This is a genomic window from Klebsiella sp. YJ, assembly GCF_002108615.1.
GTDB classification, from domain to species: Bacteria; Pseudomonadota; Gammaproteobacteria; order Enterobacterales; family Enterobacteriaceae; genus Klebsiella; species Klebsiella planticola.
The window spans coordinates 1-20,859 of the sequence record NZ_MTEG01000011.1 but is presented as its reverse complement, the minus strand read 5'-3'; the positions used below and the strand labels follow the sequence as shown (position 1 = coordinate 20,859).

General features: G+C 55.6%; 20 protein-coding genes. 12 read left to right on the top strand and 8 right to left on the bottom strand.

What is annotated here, in order from left to right:
* The first annotated feature begins 421 nt into the window (after window positions 1-421).
* Window positions 422-1,825 (top strand): chitoporin ChiP, encoded by a 1,404-nt coding sequence (gene chiP, locus BV390_RS12550; RefSeq protein WP_032688837.1) that lies wholly within the window; start codon window positions 422-424, stop codon window positions 1,823-1,825.
* A 47-nt stretch (window positions 1,826-1,872) separates the two neighbouring features.
* Window positions 1,873-2,205, top strand: a complete 333-nt coding sequence (locus BV390_RS12545; protein WP_032688836.1) for a ChiQ/YbfN family lipoprotein — start codon at window positions 1,873-1,875, stop codon at window positions 2,203-2,205.
* A gap of 73 nt (window positions 2,206-2,278) precedes the next feature.
* Here BV390_RS12545 and BV390_RS12540 read toward each other — a convergent pair whose 3' ends face one another.
* The 3 genes from BV390_RS12540 to BV390_RS12530 all read right to left on the bottom strand — a co-directional run bounded on the left by BV390_RS12540 (window position 2,279) and on the right by BV390_RS12530 (window position 6,065).
* Complete coding sequence (locus BV390_RS12540; protein WP_032688835.1) at window positions 2,279-3,088, bottom strand: SDR family oxidoreductase; 810 nt, start codon at window positions 3,086-3,088, stop codon at window positions 2,279-2,281.
* 34 nt (window positions 3,089-3,122) lie between these two features.
* Window positions 3,123-4,967, bottom strand: a complete 1,845-nt coding sequence (gene iolD, locus BV390_RS12535; RefSeq protein WP_085397020.1) for a 3D-(3,5/4)-trihydroxycyclohexane-1,2-dione acylhydrolase (decyclizing) — start codon at window positions 4,965-4,967, stop codon at window positions 3,123-3,125.
* Between the two features lie 159 nt (window positions 4,968-5,126).
* Window positions 5,127-6,065, bottom strand: coding sequence for a MurR/RpiR family transcriptional regulator (locus BV390_RS12530; RefSeq protein ID WP_046852940.1), 939 nt, complete (start codon window positions 6,063-6,065; stop codon window positions 5,127-5,129).
* Between the two features lie 335 nt (window positions 6,066-6,400).
* Here BV390_RS12530 and BV390_RS12525 point away from each other — a divergent pair, with 335 nt between their 5' ends.
* The 7 genes from BV390_RS12525 to BV390_RS12495 all read left to right on the top strand — a co-directional run bounded on the left by BV390_RS12525 (window position 6,401) and on the right by BV390_RS12495 (window position 14,083).
* Complete coding sequence (locus BV390_RS12525) at window positions 6,401-7,843, top strand: NAD-dependent succinate-semialdehyde dehydrogenase (RefSeq protein WP_223849364.1); 1,443 nt, start codon at window positions 6,401-6,403, stop codon at window positions 7,841-7,843.
* Window positions 7,844-7,852: 9 nt separating this feature from the next.
* Window positions 7,853-8,671 (top strand): HpcH/HpaI aldolase family protein, encoded by an 819-nt coding sequence (locus BV390_RS12520; RefSeq protein WP_032688833.1) that lies wholly within the window; start codon window positions 7,853-7,855, stop codon window positions 8,669-8,671.
* Entirely contained in the window at window positions 8,671-9,663 is a 993-nt protein-coding gene (locus tag BV390_RS12515; protein ID WP_085396993.1) for a hydroxyacid dehydrogenase, read from the top strand. The genes BV390_RS12520 and BV390_RS12515 overlap by 1 nt, the downstream gene beginning before the upstream one ends.
* Before the next feature lie 26 nt (window positions 9,664-9,689).
* Window positions 9,690-10,685, top strand: coding sequence for an inositol 2-dehydrogenase (gene iolG, locus BV390_RS12510; RefSeq protein WP_032688831.1), 996 nt, complete (start codon window positions 9,690-9,692; stop codon window positions 10,683-10,685).
* Window positions 10,686-10,850: 165 nt separating this feature from the next.
* A complete protein-coding gene (locus BV390_RS12505) occupies window positions 10,851-11,777 on the top strand; it encodes a substrate-binding domain-containing protein (RefSeq protein WP_032696389.1) in 927 nt (308 codons plus the stop codon).
* A 71-nt stretch (window positions 11,778-11,848) separates the two neighbouring features.
* A complete protein-coding gene (locus tag BV390_RS12500) occupies window positions 11,849-12,901 on the top strand; it encodes a sugar phosphate isomerase/epimerase family protein (protein WP_085396992.1) in 1,053 nt (350 codons plus the stop codon).
* 9 nt (window positions 12,902-12,910) lie between these two features.
* A complete protein-coding gene (locus BV390_RS12495) occupies window positions 12,911-14,083 on the top strand; it encodes a Gfo/Idh/MocA family protein (protein WP_206098729.1) in 1,173 nt (390 codons plus the stop codon).
* A gap of 43 nt (window positions 14,084-14,126) precedes the next feature.
* Here BV390_RS12495 and BV390_RS12490 read toward each other — a convergent pair whose 3' ends face one another.
* A complete protein-coding gene (locus tag BV390_RS12490; protein WP_032688827.1) occupies window positions 14,127-15,143 on the bottom strand; it encodes a substrate-binding domain-containing protein in 1,017 nt (338 codons plus the stop codon).
* 144 nt (window positions 15,144-15,287) lie between these two features.
* Here BV390_RS12490 and BV390_RS12485 point away from each other — a divergent pair, with 144 nt between their 5' ends.
* Complete coding sequence (locus tag BV390_RS12485) at window positions 15,288-16,433, top strand: phytanoyl-CoA dioxygenase family protein (RefSeq protein ID WP_032688825.1); 1,146 nt, start codon at window positions 15,288-15,290, stop codon at window positions 16,431-16,433.
* Between the two features lie 62 nt (window positions 16,434-16,495).
* Here the strand turns inward: BV390_RS12485 and fur are convergent, their stop codons facing one another.
* From fur to ybfF, 4 genes are all read right to left on the bottom strand, one after another.
* Window positions 16,496-16,948 (bottom strand): ferric iron uptake transcriptional regulator, encoded by a 453-nt coding sequence (gene fur, locus BV390_RS12480; protein ID WP_015584881.1) that lies wholly within the window; start codon window positions 16,946-16,948, stop codon window positions 16,496-16,498.
* 292 nt (window positions 16,949-17,240) lie between these two features.
* Window positions 17,241-17,771 carry a flavodoxin FldA gene (gene fldA / locus BV390_RS12475; protein WP_032696387.1) on the bottom strand — a complete coding sequence of 177 codons (531 nt, stop codon included), beginning with the start codon at window positions 17,769-17,771 and terminating at the stop codon, window positions 17,241-17,243.
* A 149-nt stretch (window positions 17,772-17,920) separates the two neighbouring features.
* The gene (ybfE, locus tag BV390_RS12470; RefSeq protein WP_004859608.1) at window positions 17,921-18,214 is read right to left on the bottom strand and encodes a LexA regulated protein; all 294 of its coding nucleotides are present in this window, start codon (window positions 18,212-18,214) and stop codon (window positions 17,921-17,923) included.
* Between the two features lie 133 nt (window positions 18,215-18,347).
* Complete coding sequence (gene ybfF, locus BV390_RS12465; protein ID WP_032688823.1) at window positions 18,348-19,121, bottom strand: esterase; 774 nt, start codon at window positions 19,119-19,121, stop codon at window positions 18,348-18,350.
* Window positions 19,122-19,304: 183 nt separating this feature from the next.
* Between ybfF and seqA the strand changes: the two genes are divergently transcribed.
* Window positions 19,305-19,853 carry a replication initiation negative regulator SeqA gene (gene seqA, locus BV390_RS12460; RefSeq protein ID WP_032688822.1) on the top strand — a complete coding sequence of 183 codons (549 nt, stop codon included), beginning with the start codon at window positions 19,305-19,307 and terminating at the stop codon, window positions 19,851-19,853.
* 32 nt (window positions 19,854-19,885) lie between these two features.
* The coding region (locus BV390_RS12455; protein ID WP_085396991.1) for a phosphohexomutase domain-containing protein at window positions 19,886-20,859 on the top strand (974 nt) is incomplete at its 3' end.

The following is a 20,859-nucleotide window of genomic DNA, read 5'->3' as shown; positions in this document are numbered from 1 at the left end:
TAAAAACGCCGCATGTAGCGGCGTTTTTTTTTATTTTGGAATCAGTGAATTAAGTTCGTTATTTTCGCGATGCGAATTAATCTTGTTTGCTGTTTGTCATATCTGCCAGACCTGCCACTCCTCCCGCCGGTACCTAAAACGGCTGTAAGCGCTTTCATTCGTTATTTTCTTTCGATTTAGTAATTACTTACGCGTAAAAAGTATGAGACCTGATATTGTTACAAAAAGAAATAGAATATGTGCGCTTTGTCATAATCTTAAGCTTTGATCGGCGAAAGAGATTGATAATTCGCGTCACGAAAAATAGTCTATCAGCAGTGGTTACGCGGCTTTTACCGCTCCACCTTTTTAGCAGTCTTATTTATTTTTTCGCGGCTTGCCTTTGGCTCCGCGTTTTTAAAACGTCAAAGAGGATATGCACATGCGTACGTTTAGTGGCAAACGTAGTACGCTGGCGCTGGCTATTGCCGCCGTCACCGCGATGTCGGGCTGGATCGTTGTTCCGCAGGCCAGCGCAGCAGGTTTTATTGATGATTCCACCTTAACCGGCGGCATTTACTACTGGCAGCGTGAGCGCGACCGGAAAGATGTGACCGACGGCGATAAATACAAAACCAACCTTTCCCATTCGACCTGGAACGCCAATCTGGATTTCCAGTCCGGCTATGCCGCTGATATGTTTGGTATTGACGTGGCTGCCTTCACCGCGATTGAAATGGCGGAAAGCAGCGAAAGCGGTCACCCGAACGAAATTGCCTTCTCCTCAAAAAATAAAGCCTACGACGAAGATTACTCTGGCGATAAGAGCGGGATCAGCCTGTATAAAGCTGCGGCGAAATTTAAATATGGCCCGGTATGGGCTCGCGGCGGTTATATCCAGCCAACCGGGCAAACGCTGCTGGCTCCGCACTGGAGCTTTATGCCGGGTACTTACCAGGGTGCTGAAGCCGGCGCCAATTTTGATTACGGCGATGCCGGCGCGCTGAGTTTCTCCTATATGTGGACGAACGAATACAAAGCGCCATGGCACATTGAGATGGATAAGTTCTACCAGAACGACAAGAAAACCAAAGTCGATTATCTGCACTCACTGGGTGCCAAATACGATTTTAAAAATGACCTCGTGCTGGAAGCGGCGTTTGGTCAGGCTGAAGGCTATATCGACCAGTATTTTGCCAAAGCCAGCTATAAATTTGATATTGCCGGAACGCCGTTAAATACCAGCTACCAGTTCTACGGCACCCGCGACAAAGTCAGTAACGGCGGTACGAACGATATCTACGACGGTACCGCCTGGCTGCAGGCGCTGACCTTTGGCTACAAGGTTGCTGATGTCCTCGATCTGCGTCTGGAAGGCACCTGGGTGAAAGCTGAAGGCCAGCAGGGCTACTTCCTGCAGCGTATGACTCCGACCTATGCTTCCTCCAACGGTCGTCTTGATATCTGGTGGGATAACCGCTCTGACTTCAACGCCAACGGTGAAAAAGCGGTATTCTTCGGTGCGATGTATGACATGAAGAACTGGAATATGCCGGGCTGGGCGTTCGGCGCGTCATACGTGTACGCGTGGGATGCTAAACCGGGCAAAATGTCCACGCCGGACGCTTACTACAACCCGGACAAACGTCTGGAAGAGTCCGCCTATAGCCTCGATGCCATGTACACCGTCCAGGACGGCCGCGCGAAAGGGACGTTGTTCAAACTGCACTTTACCCAATACGACAACCACTCCGATATCCCGAGCTGGAGCGGTGGCTATGGCAACATCTTCCAGGACGAGCGTGACGTGAAGTTCATGGTTATTGCCCCGTTCACTATTTTCTGATGCCGCAGCGGCAGGCGTAAACCTGCCGCAAGCCTGAGAGGTCGAATATGAAGAAGCTATTACTCATCGCGGTTATGGCATCGGGCCTGGTAGCCTGCACGCAGTCCCCCGCACCGAAGGAAGATACGAAGTTAAAAGATGCTTATAGCGCCTGTATCAATACGGCGGAAGGGAACCCGGACAAAGTGGAGGCCTGCCAGAGCGTGCTGGACGTGCTGAAAGAAGAGAAACAGCATCAAGCGTTTGCCAACCAGGAAAGCGTGCGCGTTCTGGATTACCAACAATGTATTCAGGCGACCCGTACCGGCAATGACCAGGCGGTGAAAGCACGTTGCGATCGCATCTGGAAGGAGATTCGCAGCAACAACACGCAGCCCTGATCGCAGGCGCCAGACATCGTCAATAAAAACGCCTGATGGTTAACATCAGGCGTTTTTCATGGCGCGATCCTGTTTACAGCGGCGCGACCGGAGCAGGGGACTGATCGTAACCGCCCCAGACGGACTGATCGAACTCAATCACCGATCCGGTCATTAACCCGGACTCATCGCTGGCGAGGAAGGCGACCGCGCGCGCAACCTCTTCCGGCTGAATCAGACGGCCAAAGGGCTGTGAGGCGGCGGCTTTTTCCAGCCAGTCATCCTGCGCACCGTGATAGGTCTTCATGATGCGGTCTTCACCTTCCGAGGCCATCCAGCCGATATTCAGCCCGTTTACGCGGATCCGGTTGCGTAACAGCGCGTAGGCGGTGTTGCGGGTTAACGTCGCGAGGGCGCCTTTTGATGAGCAATAGGCGGCAATAAACGGCTGGCCGGCCAATGATGACATGGAGCAGATATTGACGATGCTACCGGTAATGTTTTCCCGGCGCATAATTTTGATCGTCTCCTGCATCAGAAAGAACGGGCCGCGTACATTGGTGGCGAAAATGCTGTCAAAGCGCTCCGGCGTGGTATCAAGAATCGATCCCCGGTCGGTCATTCCGCCTGCGTTGACCAACACATCCACCCGCTTGAATAACTCATCTGCTTTGGCGATCACCGCGCGACAATCGTCTACCGAAGAGAGATCGGCACGCACAAACGTCACCTGGGCTGCCGTACGGCTCATAATCTCGTCGGCGACGAGACGTCCTTTTTCCTGGTTTCGACCACAGATGATGATGCCGCTGGCACCATTTTCGGCCAGCTGACGAGCGATAGCAGCACCCACACCCTGGGTGCCACCGGTGATAACGGCGACTTTGCCGGCGAAATTATTCATGGTTATGCCTCTTTATCTACGTGTTGTGTTGTGGTCAGAAGCCGACACGTTGCTGCTGGCGTCCGGTAAGATGTTCGGTGTAAGCCTGGTTCACGGATTCACGGGCGCTGACTTCCGGCACCCCGACATCCCACCAGGCATCCCCTGGTGTCCAGCTACAGGGATGAGTGGCGATAGAGATGACGGTCGTACGGTCATTTCCTTTCGCCCACTGAATGGCCGCTTCCAGCTCTGTCAGCGTATTAACCTTGCGGGCGCAGGCACCCATCGATTGCGCGTGAGCGACAAAATCAACATGAAAAGGCTCCTGCACCCGGCAATCTTTCAGCAGGTTATTAAACGATGCGCCGCCCTTGGCGTTTTGCAGGCGGTTGATCACCGCATATCCCCCGTTATCGCAGACGATCAGGATGAATTTATGCCCGGAGAGGACGCTGGAGTAGATATCCGAGTTCATCATCATGTAGGTGCCGTCGCCGATCATCACGATGACATCGCGATCGAGCCCCGCCATTGCGACCCCCCAGCCCGCGGAAAGCTCGTAACCCATGCAGGAGAAGCCGAACTCACAGTCGAAGGTACCCGGATTTTTCACCCGCCAGCCTTTGACCAGCTCGCCCGGTAGCCCGCCGGCGGCGCTGATGATGTAGTCTTCCGGCGCCGCCTGCGCATTGACGATACCCACGACCTGGGCGTAGGTCGGGTCATCTTCCGCCGGAGTCGGCTCCTGTTTTTCGGCGATCAGCGCATTCCACTTCACGAAAGCCTGACGTCCTCTCTCCAGCCACGCGGCGTCTGCCCGCCAGTTGCCCAGCGCCGCGTGTAAATCATTGAGCCCTTCGCGAGCGTCGCACACCAGCGGCAGCGACAGGTGCTTATGCGCGTCGAAACGCGCGGCGTTGAGGGTAATAAACTGCGCGTCATGGCTGAATACGGTCCATGAGCCGGTGACAAAATCCATCAGCCGGGTGCCGATAGCGAGGATCACATCGGCATTGGCCGCCAGCTCATTGGCGGAAGTGGAGCCGAGAATGCCAATCGGGCCCATATGCAGCGGATGGTGATGAGTGAAAGTGCCTTTGCCGGCAATGGTTTCCACCACCGGGATCCCATGTTCTGTGGCGAAATTTTCCAGCGCGCTTTCTGCCTGCGAATAACGCACTCCGCCACCGGCGATAATCAACGGACGTTGCGCCCGCTGCAGCCGTTCTGCGGCGAGGGCCAGCTGTACCCGATCGGCCCGTGGGCGCGCCGTCAGATGCACCCGCGGCTGAAAGAAGGCGTCCGGATAGTCATACGCCATCTCCTGCACATCCTGGCAGATACCGATAAACGCCGGACCACAGTCGCCGGGATCGAGCATGGTGGCGACCGCCTGCGGCAGAGAGGAGAGGAGCTGCTCCGGGTAGGTAATGCGATCCCAGTAGCGGCTGACGGCTTTGAACGCGTCGTTAACCGTTTGGGTTGGGTCGTTAAAGTGTTCTACCTGCTGCATCACCGGATCCGGACGACGGCGGGCGAAGCTATCGCCACAGATCATCAGCAGGGGTAAGCGGCTGGTATGGGCGACACCTGCCGCCGTCAACAGGTTAGTCGTGCCCGGTCCGATGGACGCGGTGACTACCATAATCTGCCGCCGAACCATCGCTTTAGCAAAACCGACGGCGGCAAAAGCCATGGACTGTTCATTCTGTCCACGCCAGGTCGGGAGGGTTTCCTGTGCGGCTTCCAGGGCTTCACCTAAGCAGGTGACGTTACCATGACCAAAAATGCCATAGACCCCCGGAAAGAGAGGAACCTGTTTCCCGTCCACCTCTGTAAACTGATTGCTCAGATAACGGACGATTGCCTGAGCCGCCGTACAACGAACAGTAGCCATGCTTTTACTCACTCTAAAAGGGGATGCCGTCTAAGGACATCCTGGTTACGGGTGACAGCTTTTATTGCTTTATGTGCTTGTCTAGCAATAAAAGTTGCAAAAAAAGGCTGTGGTTACCCCTTCCCGGCAGACCGGGAGAGGGGGATATCTCATTCTCCATCAGTCGCGCTGGCGTTTACGTCCCATGCTCGCGTGCTGGGCTTGCTCAGTCAGCGTTTCTAGCCGTGGTTCTGCTTCCTCAGGCGAGAGCGCCGACGCTAATGCCATCGCAATGCTTTGTGCCAGGCACACCGGGGCCGCCAGCGACCGCGAGAAGCTGTACTCTTCTTCGGGGATGGTAAACAGAACCCGGGCATTTTTGGCCAACGGCGAAAGCGGGCTATCGGTCATGGCGATGACAGGGATCTGCCGGATAGCCGCTTCATCGGCGATGGCAATCACCTCTTTGGCGTAATGGCGAAAAGAGATGGCAAGCAGTACGTCGCCTTCACGCATATTGCTGGCTATCTGTTGGGCCAGCCCCCCGGAGGAGTCCAGCAGGCAAACCCGGCGATTCAGCATGGTCAGCAGATAGCGCATGAGCTGCGCTACCGGTTCCGAACGTAACTGACCGGCGATAAAAATCGTATCTGCCTCTTTTAACAACCGGGCGGTAACATCCAGGTCCCGCTCGCTGACATTGCTTAATAGCTCCTGCAGGGTGGCGATATCACGGATCACCAGGCTTTGCAGAAAACCCAGATTGCCCTGGTGCTGATTTTTTTTCAGGTCGTTTTCCAGCGCGGTAATCCGCTCATTATATCCCGGTGCCGCCGTCGCCAGCCGGGTCTGGAAGACGCTCTGCATCTGTTTAAATCCGCTGTAGCCGAACGCCTGGGCAAAACGGACCAGCACCGAAGGGTGCATACCGCATTTCGCGGCTATGGCGTTAATCGACTCCAGCGCCACGGTATTGGGGTTTTGCGTAATGTAACGCGCGGCCTGTTGAAAGCGCTCCGACAGCTGGGGATAGCGGCGGGTGATTTCATTCACGATCTGCTCATAGTTGCGATGAGGGATCGTGTTATCCGGCAGCTGGTTGTGTTTTTTCTGACTCATTTGATGGTCTTCCTGGACAGTACACCGTTATGCCTGCACGTTACTGCAATAAAAATTGTGAGTAAAAGCTCATCTGCAATTATTTCTATCCGATCGTTCGGCTGCAGGGAAAAAACTTGGATGAAATTTGTGATTGCTATCGTAAAAATAAATTTTCATTTTTATTTATTTTGAAATAAACGTTGCGATTTCGTTTTTTATCTCACTGATTTTTATTGATTAAATACACATCCCCCTCGTTTGTTTTGTCATAAATCCCCTTGTTGCAATTTTTGTTGCTTATAACCTATGTTTGCAATTAATGGTGATTTTAAGGCAGGAAAGCAGCCGGAGGCATGACGACAATGTACGACGATTATGGGCAGTTTATTGCGGGAGAGTGGCGTCGGGGGAGCGGTCCGCAATCGATCGCGGTATGCGATCCGGGCAATGGGCAGATTATCGGCCAGATTACGGCGGCGGCAGAAAGCGATACTCAGGATGCGCTGCGTAGTGCCGGGCAGGGACTGGCGCTTTGGCGAGAAACCCTTGCCTGGCAACGTGCCGATATCCTGCAGGCCGTGGCGCGAGAAATGGTGGCGATGGCGCCGGAGGCCGCGCTGACGATCTCCCGGGAAAGCGGTAAACCGTTGGCACAAGCGAAACGTGAGTGGGAGCTGTCGGTCGATCAGTTTGTCTGGTATGCCGAAGAGGCGCGGCGTATCTACGGTCGCATTATTGAAAGCCGCGTACCGGGCGGGCGTCTGGAGGTACACCATGAGCCGGTGGGGATCGTTGCCGCGTTCACCGCCTGGAATTTTCCGGTGGTGCTGGTGGCGCGTAAGCTGGCTCCTGCCCTGGCGGCCGGTTGTGCGGTGGTGCTGCGTCCCTCCAGCGAAGTTCCTGGTTCGGCGATGATGATTTTTGAGTGCTTACGCCGGGCGGGTCTGCCCGCCGGCGTGGCGAATCTGGTGATCGGGCCGACCTCTGCTACCTACGAGCCGCTGGTCAGTTCGCCGCTGGTGAAGAAGATCTCGCTCACCGGGTCGACCCGGCTGGGGCAGCAGATGATCCGCGACTCCGCCGCCACAATCAAACGCCTGAGTATGGAGCTGGGGGGGAACGCACCGGTGATCGTCTGGCCGGATGCCGACATCGATAAGGCGCTGGATCTCTCGGTAGCCACCAAATTTGCCAACAGCGGCCAGGTGTGTGTGACCTGCGATCGTTTCTATGTCCATGAGAGCTGCTATGCCGCGTTTGTCGACGGCTTTGCCGCGCGCGCCAGCAGACTGAAGGTCGGCTATGGTCTGGAGCCGGATACGCAAATGGGGCCGTTGATTCATCCCCGCCGTCTGGAGGAGATGGCAAGCATCGTTGAGGATGCCAGGCGTAAAGGCGGCCGGGTGGTGACCGGTGGACGGCGTATCGAGTGCAATGGCGGCTATTTCTTCGAACCGACGGTGATTGCCGACCTGCCGGATGAGGCGCGGGCGCTGGCCGAAGAAAACTTTGGCCCGATTGCCGCCATCACCTCTTTTGGCGATGACGATGATCTGTGGGCGCGGGTCAACAATAGCGGCTTTGCGCTTTCCGCCTATGCCTTCACTCGTGACCCGGCCAGGATGCGTGAAACCGTCGCCCGTTTCGAATCCGGTATGGTAGGGATCAACAGCTATGCGCTGGCGGCGGCTGAAGCGCCGTTTGGCGGGATCAAAGCCAGTGGCATGGGGCGGGAAGGGGGAAGCGAAGGTCTCCTCGACTATATGAATGTCAAGCTGGCACAAATTGTGGTGTAAGGAGCAGCGATGAAAACGAATAACATCAAAGCCTGCTGGGCGGCGGGGATACCGGTGCTGAACGGGTGGCTGAGTATCGCCAGCGCTTTCAGTGCCGAAATCATGGCGGAGCAGGGTTACGACGCGTTGACGATCGATCTGCAGCACGGTTTTGTCGGGTATGACGATGCCAGGCCGATGCTGCAGGCGATGCGCGCCAGCGGCGTGGCGCCGATGGTACGCGTGCCGTGGCTGGATCCTGGGATGATTATGAAGGCGCTGGACGCCGGCGCCTGGGGGATCATCTGCCCGATGATTAACACTGCGGAGCAGGCGCGCGAGCTGGTCTCCTGCGTACGCTACCCGCCTGCCGGTAGCCGCAGCTTTGGCCCAACGCGCGTGACGTTTTCCGCCGGCCAGGATTACGGCCAGCATGCCGATGAGCAGGTCGTCTGCTTCGCCATGATTGAGACCGCAGAAGCCGTACGCAATCTTGACGCGATTCTCGATACCCCCGGTCTGGATGGCGTTTACATCGGCCCGGCGGATTTAACCCTCGGTCTGACCGGACGTCGATACCGCACCGGCTTCGATCGTGAAGAACCGGAGATCGTCGCGGCAATCCAGCAAATTCTCGCGGCGGCCCACCGCGCCGGAAAGCGCGCCGGTTTGCATAACGGCACGCCAGAGTACGCGGCGAAGGCCGTCAGCTGGGGATTCGATCTGGTCACCGTCTCTAATGATGTCCAGCTGCTGCGTTCCGCGGCCGCCGCCAGCGTTCAACGCTTTCACCAGCTGCAGGGGAACACCTCGCCGGCCGGGAGCGTTTCGCCGAAGGGAGGTTACTGATGCCGCATGTTCTGGTGGCCGGGAAAATTCATCCCGCAGGAATTGAGCTGTTGCGTAGTGCGCCGGGAATTACCGTCGAACTGATTTCGCCGGTGAGCGTCGACAGCTATGCGCCGTTTTTGCCGCAGGCCGATGCCTTATTGATTCGTACCCAGCCGCTGACCGCCGTAGAGATTGCGAGCGCCCGGCAGTTGAAGATCGTCTCACGTCACGGCGTAGGTTATGACTCGGTCGATATCGCAGCGCTGAGCGCCCGGCACATTCCGCTGGCGGTGGTGGGCGATGTGAATTCGCGTTCGGTGGCGGAGCATACCCTCGCGCTGCTGCTCGCGTTGGCGAAGCGGGTCTGTTACTTCGACCAGGCGATTCGTGCAGGAGACTGGAACAGTCGTAATACCTTTTCTGCCGTCGAACTGGCGGAGAGAACGCTGTTTATCCTCGGATTCGGCCGTATTGGCAGGGAGGTTGCCCGACTGGCGCAGGCTTTTCGCATGAAGGTGGTGGCCTGGGATCCTTACGTGGCCGACAGCGCGTTTGCCGATCTCGGCGTTGCCCGGGTTCGGGATATTGACGCCGGGCTGCAGGAAGCGGATGCCGTCACTGTACATCTGCCGCGGGTAGGCGATCGGCCGCTGATCGGCCGGGCGGAACTGGCGCTGCTCAAACCCGGGGCATTGATTATTAATACCGCCCGGGGGGGAATTATTGATGAGGACGCGCTGGCCGGCGCGCTGGCCGCTAATCATCTCGGCGGGGCGGCGCTGGATGTTCTGGAATGCGAACCGGCGGATCTGGCCTCCGCGCTGCTGGAACAAAAAGAACGCCTGATCCTGACGCCGCACAGCGCCGGGTTGACCGGCGAAGCGGCGATGCGCATGTCGGTGTCGGCGGCGCAGAATATTATCGATTATTTCAACGAATGCCTGGAACCGTCGCTGGTCGTCAACCCTGAAGTGCTGGCGATCAATGCGGTGATGAACCCATTACCTTGAAGCCTGAAGATCCTGTGGAGAATACCATGATAAACGTTGCAGTCCTTGGCGCCGGGCGTATCGGCCATGTCCATGCGGCTAATGTAGCCGGTCATTGCGATGCTGTGCTGGCGGTGGTTGCCGATCCCTTTATTGAGAATGCGCAGAAACTGACGGCGGCATATGGCGGAAGAGCGATAAGCGATCCGCTGGAGGCTATCGCCGACCCGACCATCGACGCGGTGGTGATCGGGACGCCGACGGATACCCACGTGAGCCTGATGCTGGCGGCAGCCCAGGCTGGGAAGGCGGTGTTATGTGAAAAGCCGGTCGATCTGGATATTCAAAAAGCGCGTGAAGCCCAGCGGGTGCTTGGAGAACGCGCCTCCCGGGTGATGTTGGGGTTTAACCGCCGTTTTGACCCGGGTTTTAGCGAAATTCACCAGCGTCTGCGGGCGGGAGAGATTGGCGAGCTACATCAGCTGCTGATTACCAGCCGCGATCCTGGCCTGGCCCCGATGAACTACCTCAAACATTCCGGGGGCATATTTCGCGATATGGCGATCCATGATTTCGATCTTGCGCGCTGGATCCTTGGCGAGGAGCCGGTGGAAGTCTTTGCCAGCGGTAGCCGGCTGTTTGCGCCCGAACTGGAGGCGTTGGGCGACTACGATACCGTGATGGTGCAGCTGCGTACCGCTTCCGGCAAGCAGTGTCAGATTAACTGCAGCCGACAGGCGGTATATGGCTACGACCAGAGGATTGAAGCCTTTGGCGCCGGCGGCATGTTGCTTAACGACAATCAGCGTGAGACCAGCGTACGCCGCTACGGCGCACAAGAGACGGAAGTTCGTGGCCCGCTGCTTAATTTCTTTATGCAACGCTATACCGACGCCTATCGTCTGGAGATGGCGGCATTTATCCGTGCGGTAAAACAAGGGGGAGATGTACCGGTGAATATTCACGATGGCTGTGCGGCATTAGCGCTGGCAGACGCTGCACAATTATCGGCGGATACCCGGCAGGTCGTACAATTGAATTAACAGTTTTCTACAAAATATATCTGGATGAGTTGATGCCGCTGGCTATTTCCCCATGGTGGGACGGTGAACGCTTTGCTGAATATAGCCATTCAACGTAACCTGCCGGAAATTTTATTTATATTTTCGGCACACATTTAAAGCTAATCATTTATCTGGAAGATGAACATGAAAAAAATAACCTTACTGTGCCTTGCCTCGTTATTAGCCAGTCCTGCCGCCATGGCTCTTCAGGTTGGCGTAACGATGGCGCAAATGGATGATGTTTTCCTTTCACGGCTGCGCGGTTATATTGCCGAACGGGCAAAAACCTATCCCGATATGAAGGTGCAATTTGAAGATGCTCAGGGGGCGGTCGATAAATCGCTTGGCCAGGTGCAAAGTTTTATTAATGCGAAAGTCGACGTCATTATCGTTAATCCGGTCGATACTCAGGGGACAAAGAATATTACCGATGCGGCTCGCGCCGCGAAAATCCCGCTCATCTATCTCAACCGTATGCCCTCTGATTCGAAAATGGGCGATGGCGTAAGCTATATCGGCAGCGACGAGATCGAAGCCGGACGCATGCAGATGCAGTATCTCGCTGACATGGTGAAGGATCGCAAAAGCGTCAACGTCGCGATTATGAAAGGGCTGTTAAACAATGACGCTACCCGTTTCAGAACCCAGGGGGCGAAAGAGGTGATTGCTAAACACCCGAATATGCATGTGGTGCTCGAAGATACCGCGAAATGGATGCGTGAAGATGGTATGAATCTGATGAATAACTGGATACTTACCGGCGAGAAAATCGATATTCTTTCTGCTAACGCTGATGAAATGGCCATCGGCGCGGCGATGGCCATTAAAAGTAATGGCATGAAGGTGGGTAAAGATATTCTGGTGGGTGGGACCGATGGCGGAAATAATGGCCTGCAGGCCATGAAAACCGGCATGATGACCGTGACCGTATTTCAGGATGCCAAAGCCCAGGCCTTCGGGGCCGTCGATATGGCTGAGAAAATATCGAAAGGGGAAAAGGTAAAAGATATTGAATTTATCCCCTTCCAGTTAATTACCCCAGAAAATTATCAAAAATTCATGAACCATTAATAATGGATTGTCCGACGGTCAATGAGTGCACTGGTGATATTCACAAGTGCACATTTTATGACGGAGTTTTTATGCTTACGATGAAAGGTCCAGGCGTTTTTCTTGCGCAGTTTGCTCGCGATGAAGCGCCTTTTCATTCTCTGAACGCGATCGCCGGTTGGGCGGCGGAAAAAGGGTTTAAAGGGGTGGAGATTCCCAGCTGGGATGCGCGCCTGATTAACCTTGAGCGCGCGGCGGAGAGCCAGACCTATGCCGATGAAGTGCTGGGCATCCTCGATGAACACGGGCTGGCGTTGACCGACCTCGCCAGCCACCTGCAGGGACAGCTGGTGGCGCTGCATCCGGCCTTCGATCTGCCTGCCGATAGCTTTGCCCCGGCGGCGCTGCGCAATAATCCCCGGGAGCGCCAGCAGTGGGCAAGCGAGCAGCTGCTGCTGGCGGCAAAAGCTTCACGGCGGCTGGGCCTGACGAAGCATGTCACCTTTTCCGGTACCCTGCTGTGGCCCTATCTCTACCCCTATCCGCAGTGGCCGGAAGGGTTGATTGAAGAGGGGTTTACCGAGCTGGCCCGCCGCTGGACGCCGATCCTCAATGCCTTTGACCAACAAGGCATCGATCTGTGCTACGAAATTCATCCCACCGAAGACCTTCATGATGGGCTGACCTTTGAGCGCTTTCTGGAAAAAACCGGCAACCACCCGCGCTGCAACATCATGTACGACCCGAGCCATCTGATCTTGCAGGGAATGGATTACCTGACCTACATCAACCATTACCACGAGCGCATTAAAGCATTTCACGTTAAGGATGCCGAGTTTCGCCCGGACGGCAAAACCGGCGCCTACGGCGGCTATCAGCCGTGGAGTCGCCGGGCGGGACGCTTTCGTTCACCGGGAGACGGGCAGATCGACTTCGGGGCGATCTTTTCAAAACTGACCGGTTATGACTTTGACGGCTGGGCGGTTCTGGAATGGGAGTGCTGTTTTAAGAATCCGGAAGATGGCGCCCGGGAAGGGGCGCAGTTTATCGCGGAACACATCATCAAGGTGACCGATCAATCCTTTGATGATTTCTGTAAATCCTATGCCGATCGTTCGGTAAACCGAAGCATTCTCGGACTATAAGAGGGCAAAATGAGCAGACAAACTTTGCAGGGACGGCGTATTCGCTTAGGAATGGTGGGCGGCGGAGAGGGGGCTTATATCGGCGGAATTCATCGCTTTGCCGCCCGGCTTGACGATCGCTACGAGCTGGTGGCTGGCGCATTTGACGTCGATGCGGAAAGGGGACGGGCGTTTGCTCTCGACAATTTGATCGCCGAGGATCGTGCCTATACCGACTATCAGAGCATGGTTGCCGCCGAAGCGGCCCGCGAGGACGGTGTCGATATCATCGCTATCTGTACGCCGAATTTTACCCATTTCCCGATAGCCCGCGCCTGCCTTGAAGCGGGGATAGATGTCATTTGCGAAAAGCCGCTCACCACCACCCTGGCGGAAGCGGAGGCGCTGCAGGAGATCGTGGCGCGAACCGGGCGCTTCCTCGGCGTGACCTATACCTATTCGGGTTACCCGATGGTTGTGGAGGCGCGTGCGCGGATCGCGGCAGGTCTGCTGGGCAAGGTACGTACTGTACAGGTGGAATATCCGCTGGAGTGGATGGCCACCGGCGTGGAAATGAAGAATAATCAGCAGGCGGCCTGGCGGGTCGATCCGCTGAAAAACGGCCGCGGCGGATCGATTGGCGATATCGGTACCCACGCCTATCATCTGGCGGGCTATGTCACAGGGTTGAAGGCGCAGAGCGTGCTGGCTGACTTAGCCACTTTCGTTGAAGGCCGTGCTCTGGATGATAATGCCCATGTGCTGATCCGCTATGAAGGCGGCGCGCGTGGAATGCTGTGGTCTTCGCAGGTGGCGATCGGCTGCGCCAACGCGCTGCGTCTGCGGGTATTTGGCGAAAAAGGCAGTTTGATCTGGTCCCAGGAGCAGCCCAACGAACTGGTTTTCACTCCGTTAGAAGGGGTGACGCAAATCATTAAGCGCGGGCGCGCGGATCTGGATGCGCTCACGCAAGCGCGTACCCGCACGCCGCCGGGCCATCCTGAAGGCTATATCGAGGCGTTCAGCAACCTCTACAGCGGCTTCGCCGCAGCCTTGCATAGCCGTGAGGCGCAGCAGGCGCTCAGCCTGACGGGTGCCGCGGTACCGCAGGTGTATGATGGTCTTAAAGGCGTGGCGTTTGTCGAGGCGGTTGTCGACAGCCATGAGCAGGGGTCGCTGTGGGTCACGCCAGCATACCGCTGAGGCGATGTGGATGCGCACTCTTCACCGACTGCGCATCTTCCTTTCAGGTATACATATTGAACCGGGTGATGATGTTGATCCGTGAATAGGGTTTGAGCGAGTCGCCCTCAGGGATAAAACCGTGGAAGGCCAGCAAAGAGCGGAATGCGGTCTGCGCATCCAGCTGCAGATTGTGTTCTATCAGCGCATCGATTTTCCCCGCCTGCATCAGTGCCCGGTTTTCCCGGTCAAAATCATGGCCGATAAAGGTCTTTATGCGTCGGTTTCTCTCGGCGAAGGCGCGGATAATCCCCGCGTTACCGCCGCCGACGGTATAGACCGCTTCGGTATGCGGATGAGCATCAAGGTACTGGCACAGACAGGCGTACATCTGATGGTCAATGCCCAGTCCGCCGGCGACGACATTGATGCTGTTGCGCGGGGCAAACTGTTCAATTCCCGAGATAAATCCGGCAATACGCTCCCGCTCTCCGATGAAATCATTGCTGCCGGTGACGGCGGCGATTTGAGTGCTGTCGGCGCCCAGCCACTTTGACATCAAAAATGCCGCGGCTTTGCCCGCATCAACATTATCCATGCCGATGTAGCGCAGACGGGCGCTGGACGGAATGTCGGTGACGATGGTGACAACCGGCACGCGGCGTTTGAGCAAAGCGTCGATGGTGGAAACCAGCGAGGGGGAGTTCATGGCCTTTAAAATCACGCCGTGGCTGCTGAGCGCGCATTTTTTCAGCAGCGCGTTCATCTCTCGCTCGCTGATGTCCTCGTAACAGTGGAAGCGGAGCTGAATGCGAAAGGGGTTAAAGCTGGCTAACTGGCTGCTGAGCGCCTCCCTGACCAGCTCGCTAAAGCGTTCAGGGGTATGCATGATGACATCGAAATAGATCGTTCTTCCCTGGGCGAGCCCGGACTTTTGCAGCAGTTCCAGATCGGCCAGAGCCTGCTGAATGCGATGCAGCGTTTGCGGGTGTACCTGCCCCCGATGATGTAGCGCCCGGTCGATCGTGGCGAGACTCAGTCCTGACTGAGCGGCTATCTGCTTTTGGGTAAATTTTGCCATCGATCACATGAGGTTTTTATGAGGTTTTTTTGAGGTTCTTGATGTGGAGTCTAGCTGCTAAGTTATTTCTTAACAACGTTCGTTTTCGAGACGTTGAACAAAAAAATAACCGCCGTCTGGCACCCTTACCCCGTGGAGCTACTCATGACATCGCAATATTTTGTCCGACCCGATCGGGCCTCAGTTGAGGATTTCAACATCTTCTGTCAGCAGCAGGTGAACAAACAAGACTATCCGCTGGTCAGCGAAGTCGCTGAGGAAGTTCTGATTTACGACCATGACGTGTTAGCGCAGGCCGCGGCGACCAATAAACATGCGGTATTAAGCGAGCTACATCAGGGGCTCTCTTACGGTCCCGGCGTGCTGGTGGTACGCGGGCTTTATCAGGATATGGATGTCATCGACCGCGCTTCGGCGGTGTTTGAAACCATCATGGCCGATGAGTCTCGCACCCGGGTTCAGGCTGACCACTTTTCTCGCGCGGGGAACAATGGCCGGATCTGGAATGCGTTACAAAAGCTGGCGGAGCGTAGCCCGCAGACCTTCTGCGACTACTATGCTAATGAAATGCTTGGGTTAATTTGTCAGGCGTGGTTGGGACCTGCGTGGCGAATGACCGCTCAGGTTAACCAGGTACGCCCTGGCGGCGAAGCGCAGCAGCCCCATCGCGATTATCATCTCGGCTTTCAGCAGGGCGAGTTTGTTGCCGAGTTTCCCATCCCTGCGCAGATTCTGTCGCAGTATTTGACGTTACAAGGGGCGGTTGCGCACAGCGATATGCCGCTGGCGTCAGGGCCTACGCGCCTGCTGCCGTTTTCGCATCAGTATGAGCTCGGCTACATGGCCTACCGCCAGCCGGAGTTCGTCGACTACTTTAACCAGCACTATGTTCAGTTGCCGCTGCAAAAAGGCGACGGGCTGTTTTTTAACCCGGCGTTGTTTCATGCCGCCGGGAACAACACGACGACTGATCATGTTCGCACCGCTAATCTTTTGCAGATCTCCTCGGCGTTCGGCGTCCCGATGGAAGATGTGAACCATGAGCTGGTGTTGAAAAAAATCTATCCCCAGCTTCAGGACGGGCAATATCGCGCGGGCGATTTTCAGGCACTGATTGCCGTGGCTGCCCGGGGCTACTCATTCCCCACCAATCTTGATACCGACCCGCCATTAGGTGGAATGGTCCCGAAAACCCAACAGACTCTGGTGCGGGAAGCGCTGGCAAACCGGTGGGATGAGGAACAGTTTACCCGTGCTCTCGACGAGCATACCGCGCGCAGAAAAGGGTAGGCGTTTGCACATAAAAAAAGCCAACCGTCAGGTTGGCTTTTTGTGGTCCGCGCGGTGGGAAATTACTTTTCCAGCGCGTCGTGTGCATGTTCATCTTCGCGGCAGTCGCCTTCCGCACAGTGGCCGTAAAGATACAGGCTGTGGTTGGTCAGACGGATGCCATGGCGGTGGGCGATTTCACGCTGACGCGCTTCGATAGACTCATCGCTGAATTCGATCACTTTGCCACAATCGAGGCAAATAAGGTGATCGTGATGGTGCTGCTGGGTCAGTTCGAAAACAGATTTACCGCCTTCGAAGTTGTGACGAGTCACAATGCCAGCATCATCAAACTGGTTCAGCACGCGATAAACAGTAGCGAGACCAATTTCTTCACCCATGTCGATCAGGCGCTTGTATAAATCTTCCGCACTGACGTGATGGTTATCCGGTTCCTGCAGGACTTCCAGGATCTTTAATCGTGGAAGTGTGACTTTCAGGCCAGCCTTCTTTAATGCGGTATTGTTGTCAGTCATGCGGAATCTGTCCTGTTGCTAAACGATCTACTTCCATCAGCGGAAGTAATACAGAGAATCACCCGATGCAATGCGTCTCATTATAGAACTGCCATCGTTAAATGAAAACTGCAAGTATCGGGCCTTGTATGCTGTCAAAAACGAGGTCCCAGCTACAAACTGCGTCACCTGACCTCGTTAAATCAGAGGACATTGTACAGATATGTGATTAAAAGTTAAAAACTTGTAGCTATTAGTTTGATTGCTTCTATCTATTAATGCGGCGAAATTTAACGGTAACGCCGCACAATCATCAGGCGTTTTTGATTTCTTCGAGATGCAGCTCTTCAGAGACCTGCTTAACCCACTTAGTCACGCGTTCGTTGGTCAGCTCCGGCTGGCGGTCTTCATCGATAGCCAGACCGACGAAGTGATCGTCATCCGCCAGGCCTTTAGAAGCTTCAAAATGATAGCCCGCAGTCGGCCAGTGGCCAACGATGGTGGCGCCGCGCGGTTCAATGATGTCGCGGATGGTGCCCAGCGCGTCACAGAAGTATTCCGCGTAGTCTTCCTGATCGCCGCAGCCAAACAGCGCAACCAGTTTACCGTTAAAGTCGACCTCTTCCAGCGTCGGGAAAAAGTCATCCCAGTCGCACTGAGCTTCACCGTAGTACCAGGTCGGAATGCCGAGCAGCAGGATGTCGTAGGCTTCCAGATCTTCTTTGCTGCTCTTGGCAATGTCGTGAACATCAGCAACATCTTTACCAAGCTGCTTCTGAATCATTTTTGCAATATTCTCGGTGTTGCCCGTGTCGCTGCCAAAAAAGATGCCGATGATTGCCATGAGTAAAATAACCTCTTGAAACTTAATGATGTGGTAGTGGCGTAATGCCCGCAGATAACGGCAATCATAGCAGAACAGGAGAGGGCGCGGAAACAGCAATCACGCCCGACTGCACACTCTGCTACATGAAAGTGTTTTTTTGAGGATTTTCAGGCTTTATCCCGGCTGTGCAGGGTTGCCAGCTGGTTCATCAGCATCTCTTCGATCAAATCGCTGCGGTTCATATTGCGAGCTTCCGCCAGTTCGTTGAGCGCATCAACCGCTTCAGCGTTGAGTTTTAACTCCACACGCTTCAGGCCGCGAACTTTATCGCGTTTGAGCTGATTGCGTTTATTTATGCGCAGTTGTTCATCGCGCGAAAGCGGATTGGTCTTTGGTCTACCCGGGCGACGCTCGGTTGCGAACAAATCTAATGTCGTACGGTCCGTTTGTTCTTTTGCCATGATTCAGAGTGACTTCGGGGAAACAAGTTGCCGGGCTATAGCCGACACAGATAGCGCGCCATAATACATCAGGCGAACCGCTGCGCCAACGACCGCGGGCATTCTGCAGCGCGGTCGGGCAGTTTTTAGCCAGTTAAGCCTGCAAAGCGGTCAGATAGCGACGAATGGCGCGCAGGACGGCTTCCGGTTTCTCCGCATGTACCCAGTGGCCGGCGCCGGCGATGACGTGCGCCCGCGCCTGTGGGAACTGGGCGAGCAGGGTATCGCGATAGTCATCGGTGACGTAGGGGGAGTTGCCTCCCGGGATGAACAGGGTTGGATGAGGCCAGGCAGGAACCGTTTGCCAGCCCACGATGTGCGGATATTGATCCCATAACACCGGCACGTTGAAGCGCCACTGGCCATCAACGAAGGATTTCAGCAGAAACTGAATCACGCCTTCTTCCTGTAGATGTTCGCGCATCACCGTGGCCGCCTGCTGACGGGACGCGGCGCCGGCGTCGGTGACGGCATTGATGGCGTTGAAAATTTCATCATGACGACGCACGTGATAGTCCACCGGAGCAATATCAATGGCGACCAGGCCAGCGATGCGCTCCGGCGCCAGCGCGGTGAGCGCCATGACCGCTTTTCCGCCCATCGAATGACCAATAAAGGTGGCTTTCTCTATCTGCCGATCGTCAAGAGTATCGAGCAGATCCTGCGCCATCGCCGCGTAGGTCATCTCCGGCGAACGGGGAGAAAGACCGTGGTTACGCATATCAACCTGCAAAATATCGTAGTCGTTCACCAGGTCGCGGGCGAGGATGCCCAGGTTGTCGAGACTGCCAAACAGACCGTGGACCAGGACAACCGGGGAATTATTGTGCGGATTTTGTGCAGATTGCGTGCGGCTATTTAATTTCATGGCAAAGTTCTTTTTTTCGCTTCGTCGGGTTAGGGTATTATGTTGGACATTCTGCCATCCGGCTGCAAGACCCAGAGCTATCTGAGTTTTACCGCCATCCTGGTTTGACGCTATCCGCGGTCAGGATTTGTCCTTATAATCCTGACAACTTGTATTCAGAATAAGATATCGCACTGGATTAAGATGAAAACAATTGAAGTTGATGATGATCTCTATCGCTATATTGCCAGCCACACCCAGCATATTGGCGAGAGTGCATCCGACATTTTACGGCGCATGCTGAAATTTTCCGCCGTTTCCCAGACTGCCGCACCGGCTGTAAAAACCGCTCCGGCGCCGGCAGCGACGCCTGCCGTCGAAGCGAAGCCCGTGAATCCGGCGAAAGATAAAGTCCGCGCGATGCGCGAGCTGCTGTTATCTGATGAATACGCCGAACAAAAACGCGCGGTGAACCGCTTCATGCTGGTCCTGACCACGCTGTACTCCTTAGATAACAAAGCGTTTGCTGAGGCCACCGAGTCTCTGCACGGGCGCACCCGCGTTTACTTTGCCGAAGATTCGCGGATCCTGCTAAAAAGTGGTAACCAGACCAAACCCAAACAGGTTCCTGGTACACCGTGGTGGGTTATCACCAATACGAATACCGGTCGTAAGTGCAGCATGATCGAACACATCATGCAGTCGATGCAGTTCCCAGCGGAATTAATTGAGAAGGTCTGCGGCACGATCTAGTTTTATTCACCTTGCATCAGAAGGATCAGGCAATGGCAATCGATAAGCGTGCGGGTCAGCCTGCACAACAGAGTGATTTGATTAACGTCGCTCAGCTGACCGCGCAGTACTACGTACTGAAGCCGGAAGCGGGCAACGCGGAGCATGCGGTGAAGTTTGGCACCTCTGGCCATCGTGGCAGCGCAGGGCGCCATAACTTCAATGAGCAGCATATTCTGGCGATCGCTCAGGCGATTGCGGAAGACCGCGCGAAGAACGGGATTACCGGTCCCTGCTACGTGGGTAAAGATACCCACGCGCTCTCCGAACCGGCCTTTATTTCGGTTCTGGAAGTGCTGGCAGCCAACGGCGTTGATGTTATCGTGCAGGAAAACAACGGTTTCACCCCGACGCCGGCCATTTCCAATGCCATCCTGGTGCACAACAAAAAAGGCGGTCCGCTGGCGGACGGCATCGTGATTACGCCGTCGCATAACCCGCCGGAAGATGGCGGTATCAAGTACAACCCGCCGAACGGCGGCCCGGCGGATACCAACGTCACCAAAGTGGTCGAAAATCGCGCCAACGAACTGCTGGCCTCGGGTCTGCAGGGCGTCAGGCGCCTCTCCCTCGACGCGGCACTGGCATCCGGTCATGTCAAAGAGCAGGATCTGGTGCAGCCGTTTATCGAAGGACTGGCGGATATCGTCGACATGGCGGCGATTCAGAAAGCCGGCCTGAAGCTCGGTGTCGATCCGTTAGGGGGTTCCGGTATCGAATACTGGAAACGCATCGCCGAGTACTACAAACTCGATCTGACTATCGTCAACGATCACGTCGATCAAACCTTCCGCTTTATGCACCTCGATAAAGACGGCGCCATTCGCATGGACTGCTCTTCGGAGTGCGCGATGGCAGGGCTGCTGGCGCTGCGCGATAAGTTCGATCTGGCGTTCGCTAACGATCCGGATTATGACCGTCACGGCATCGTCACGCCGGCAGGTCTGATGAACCCGAACCACTATCT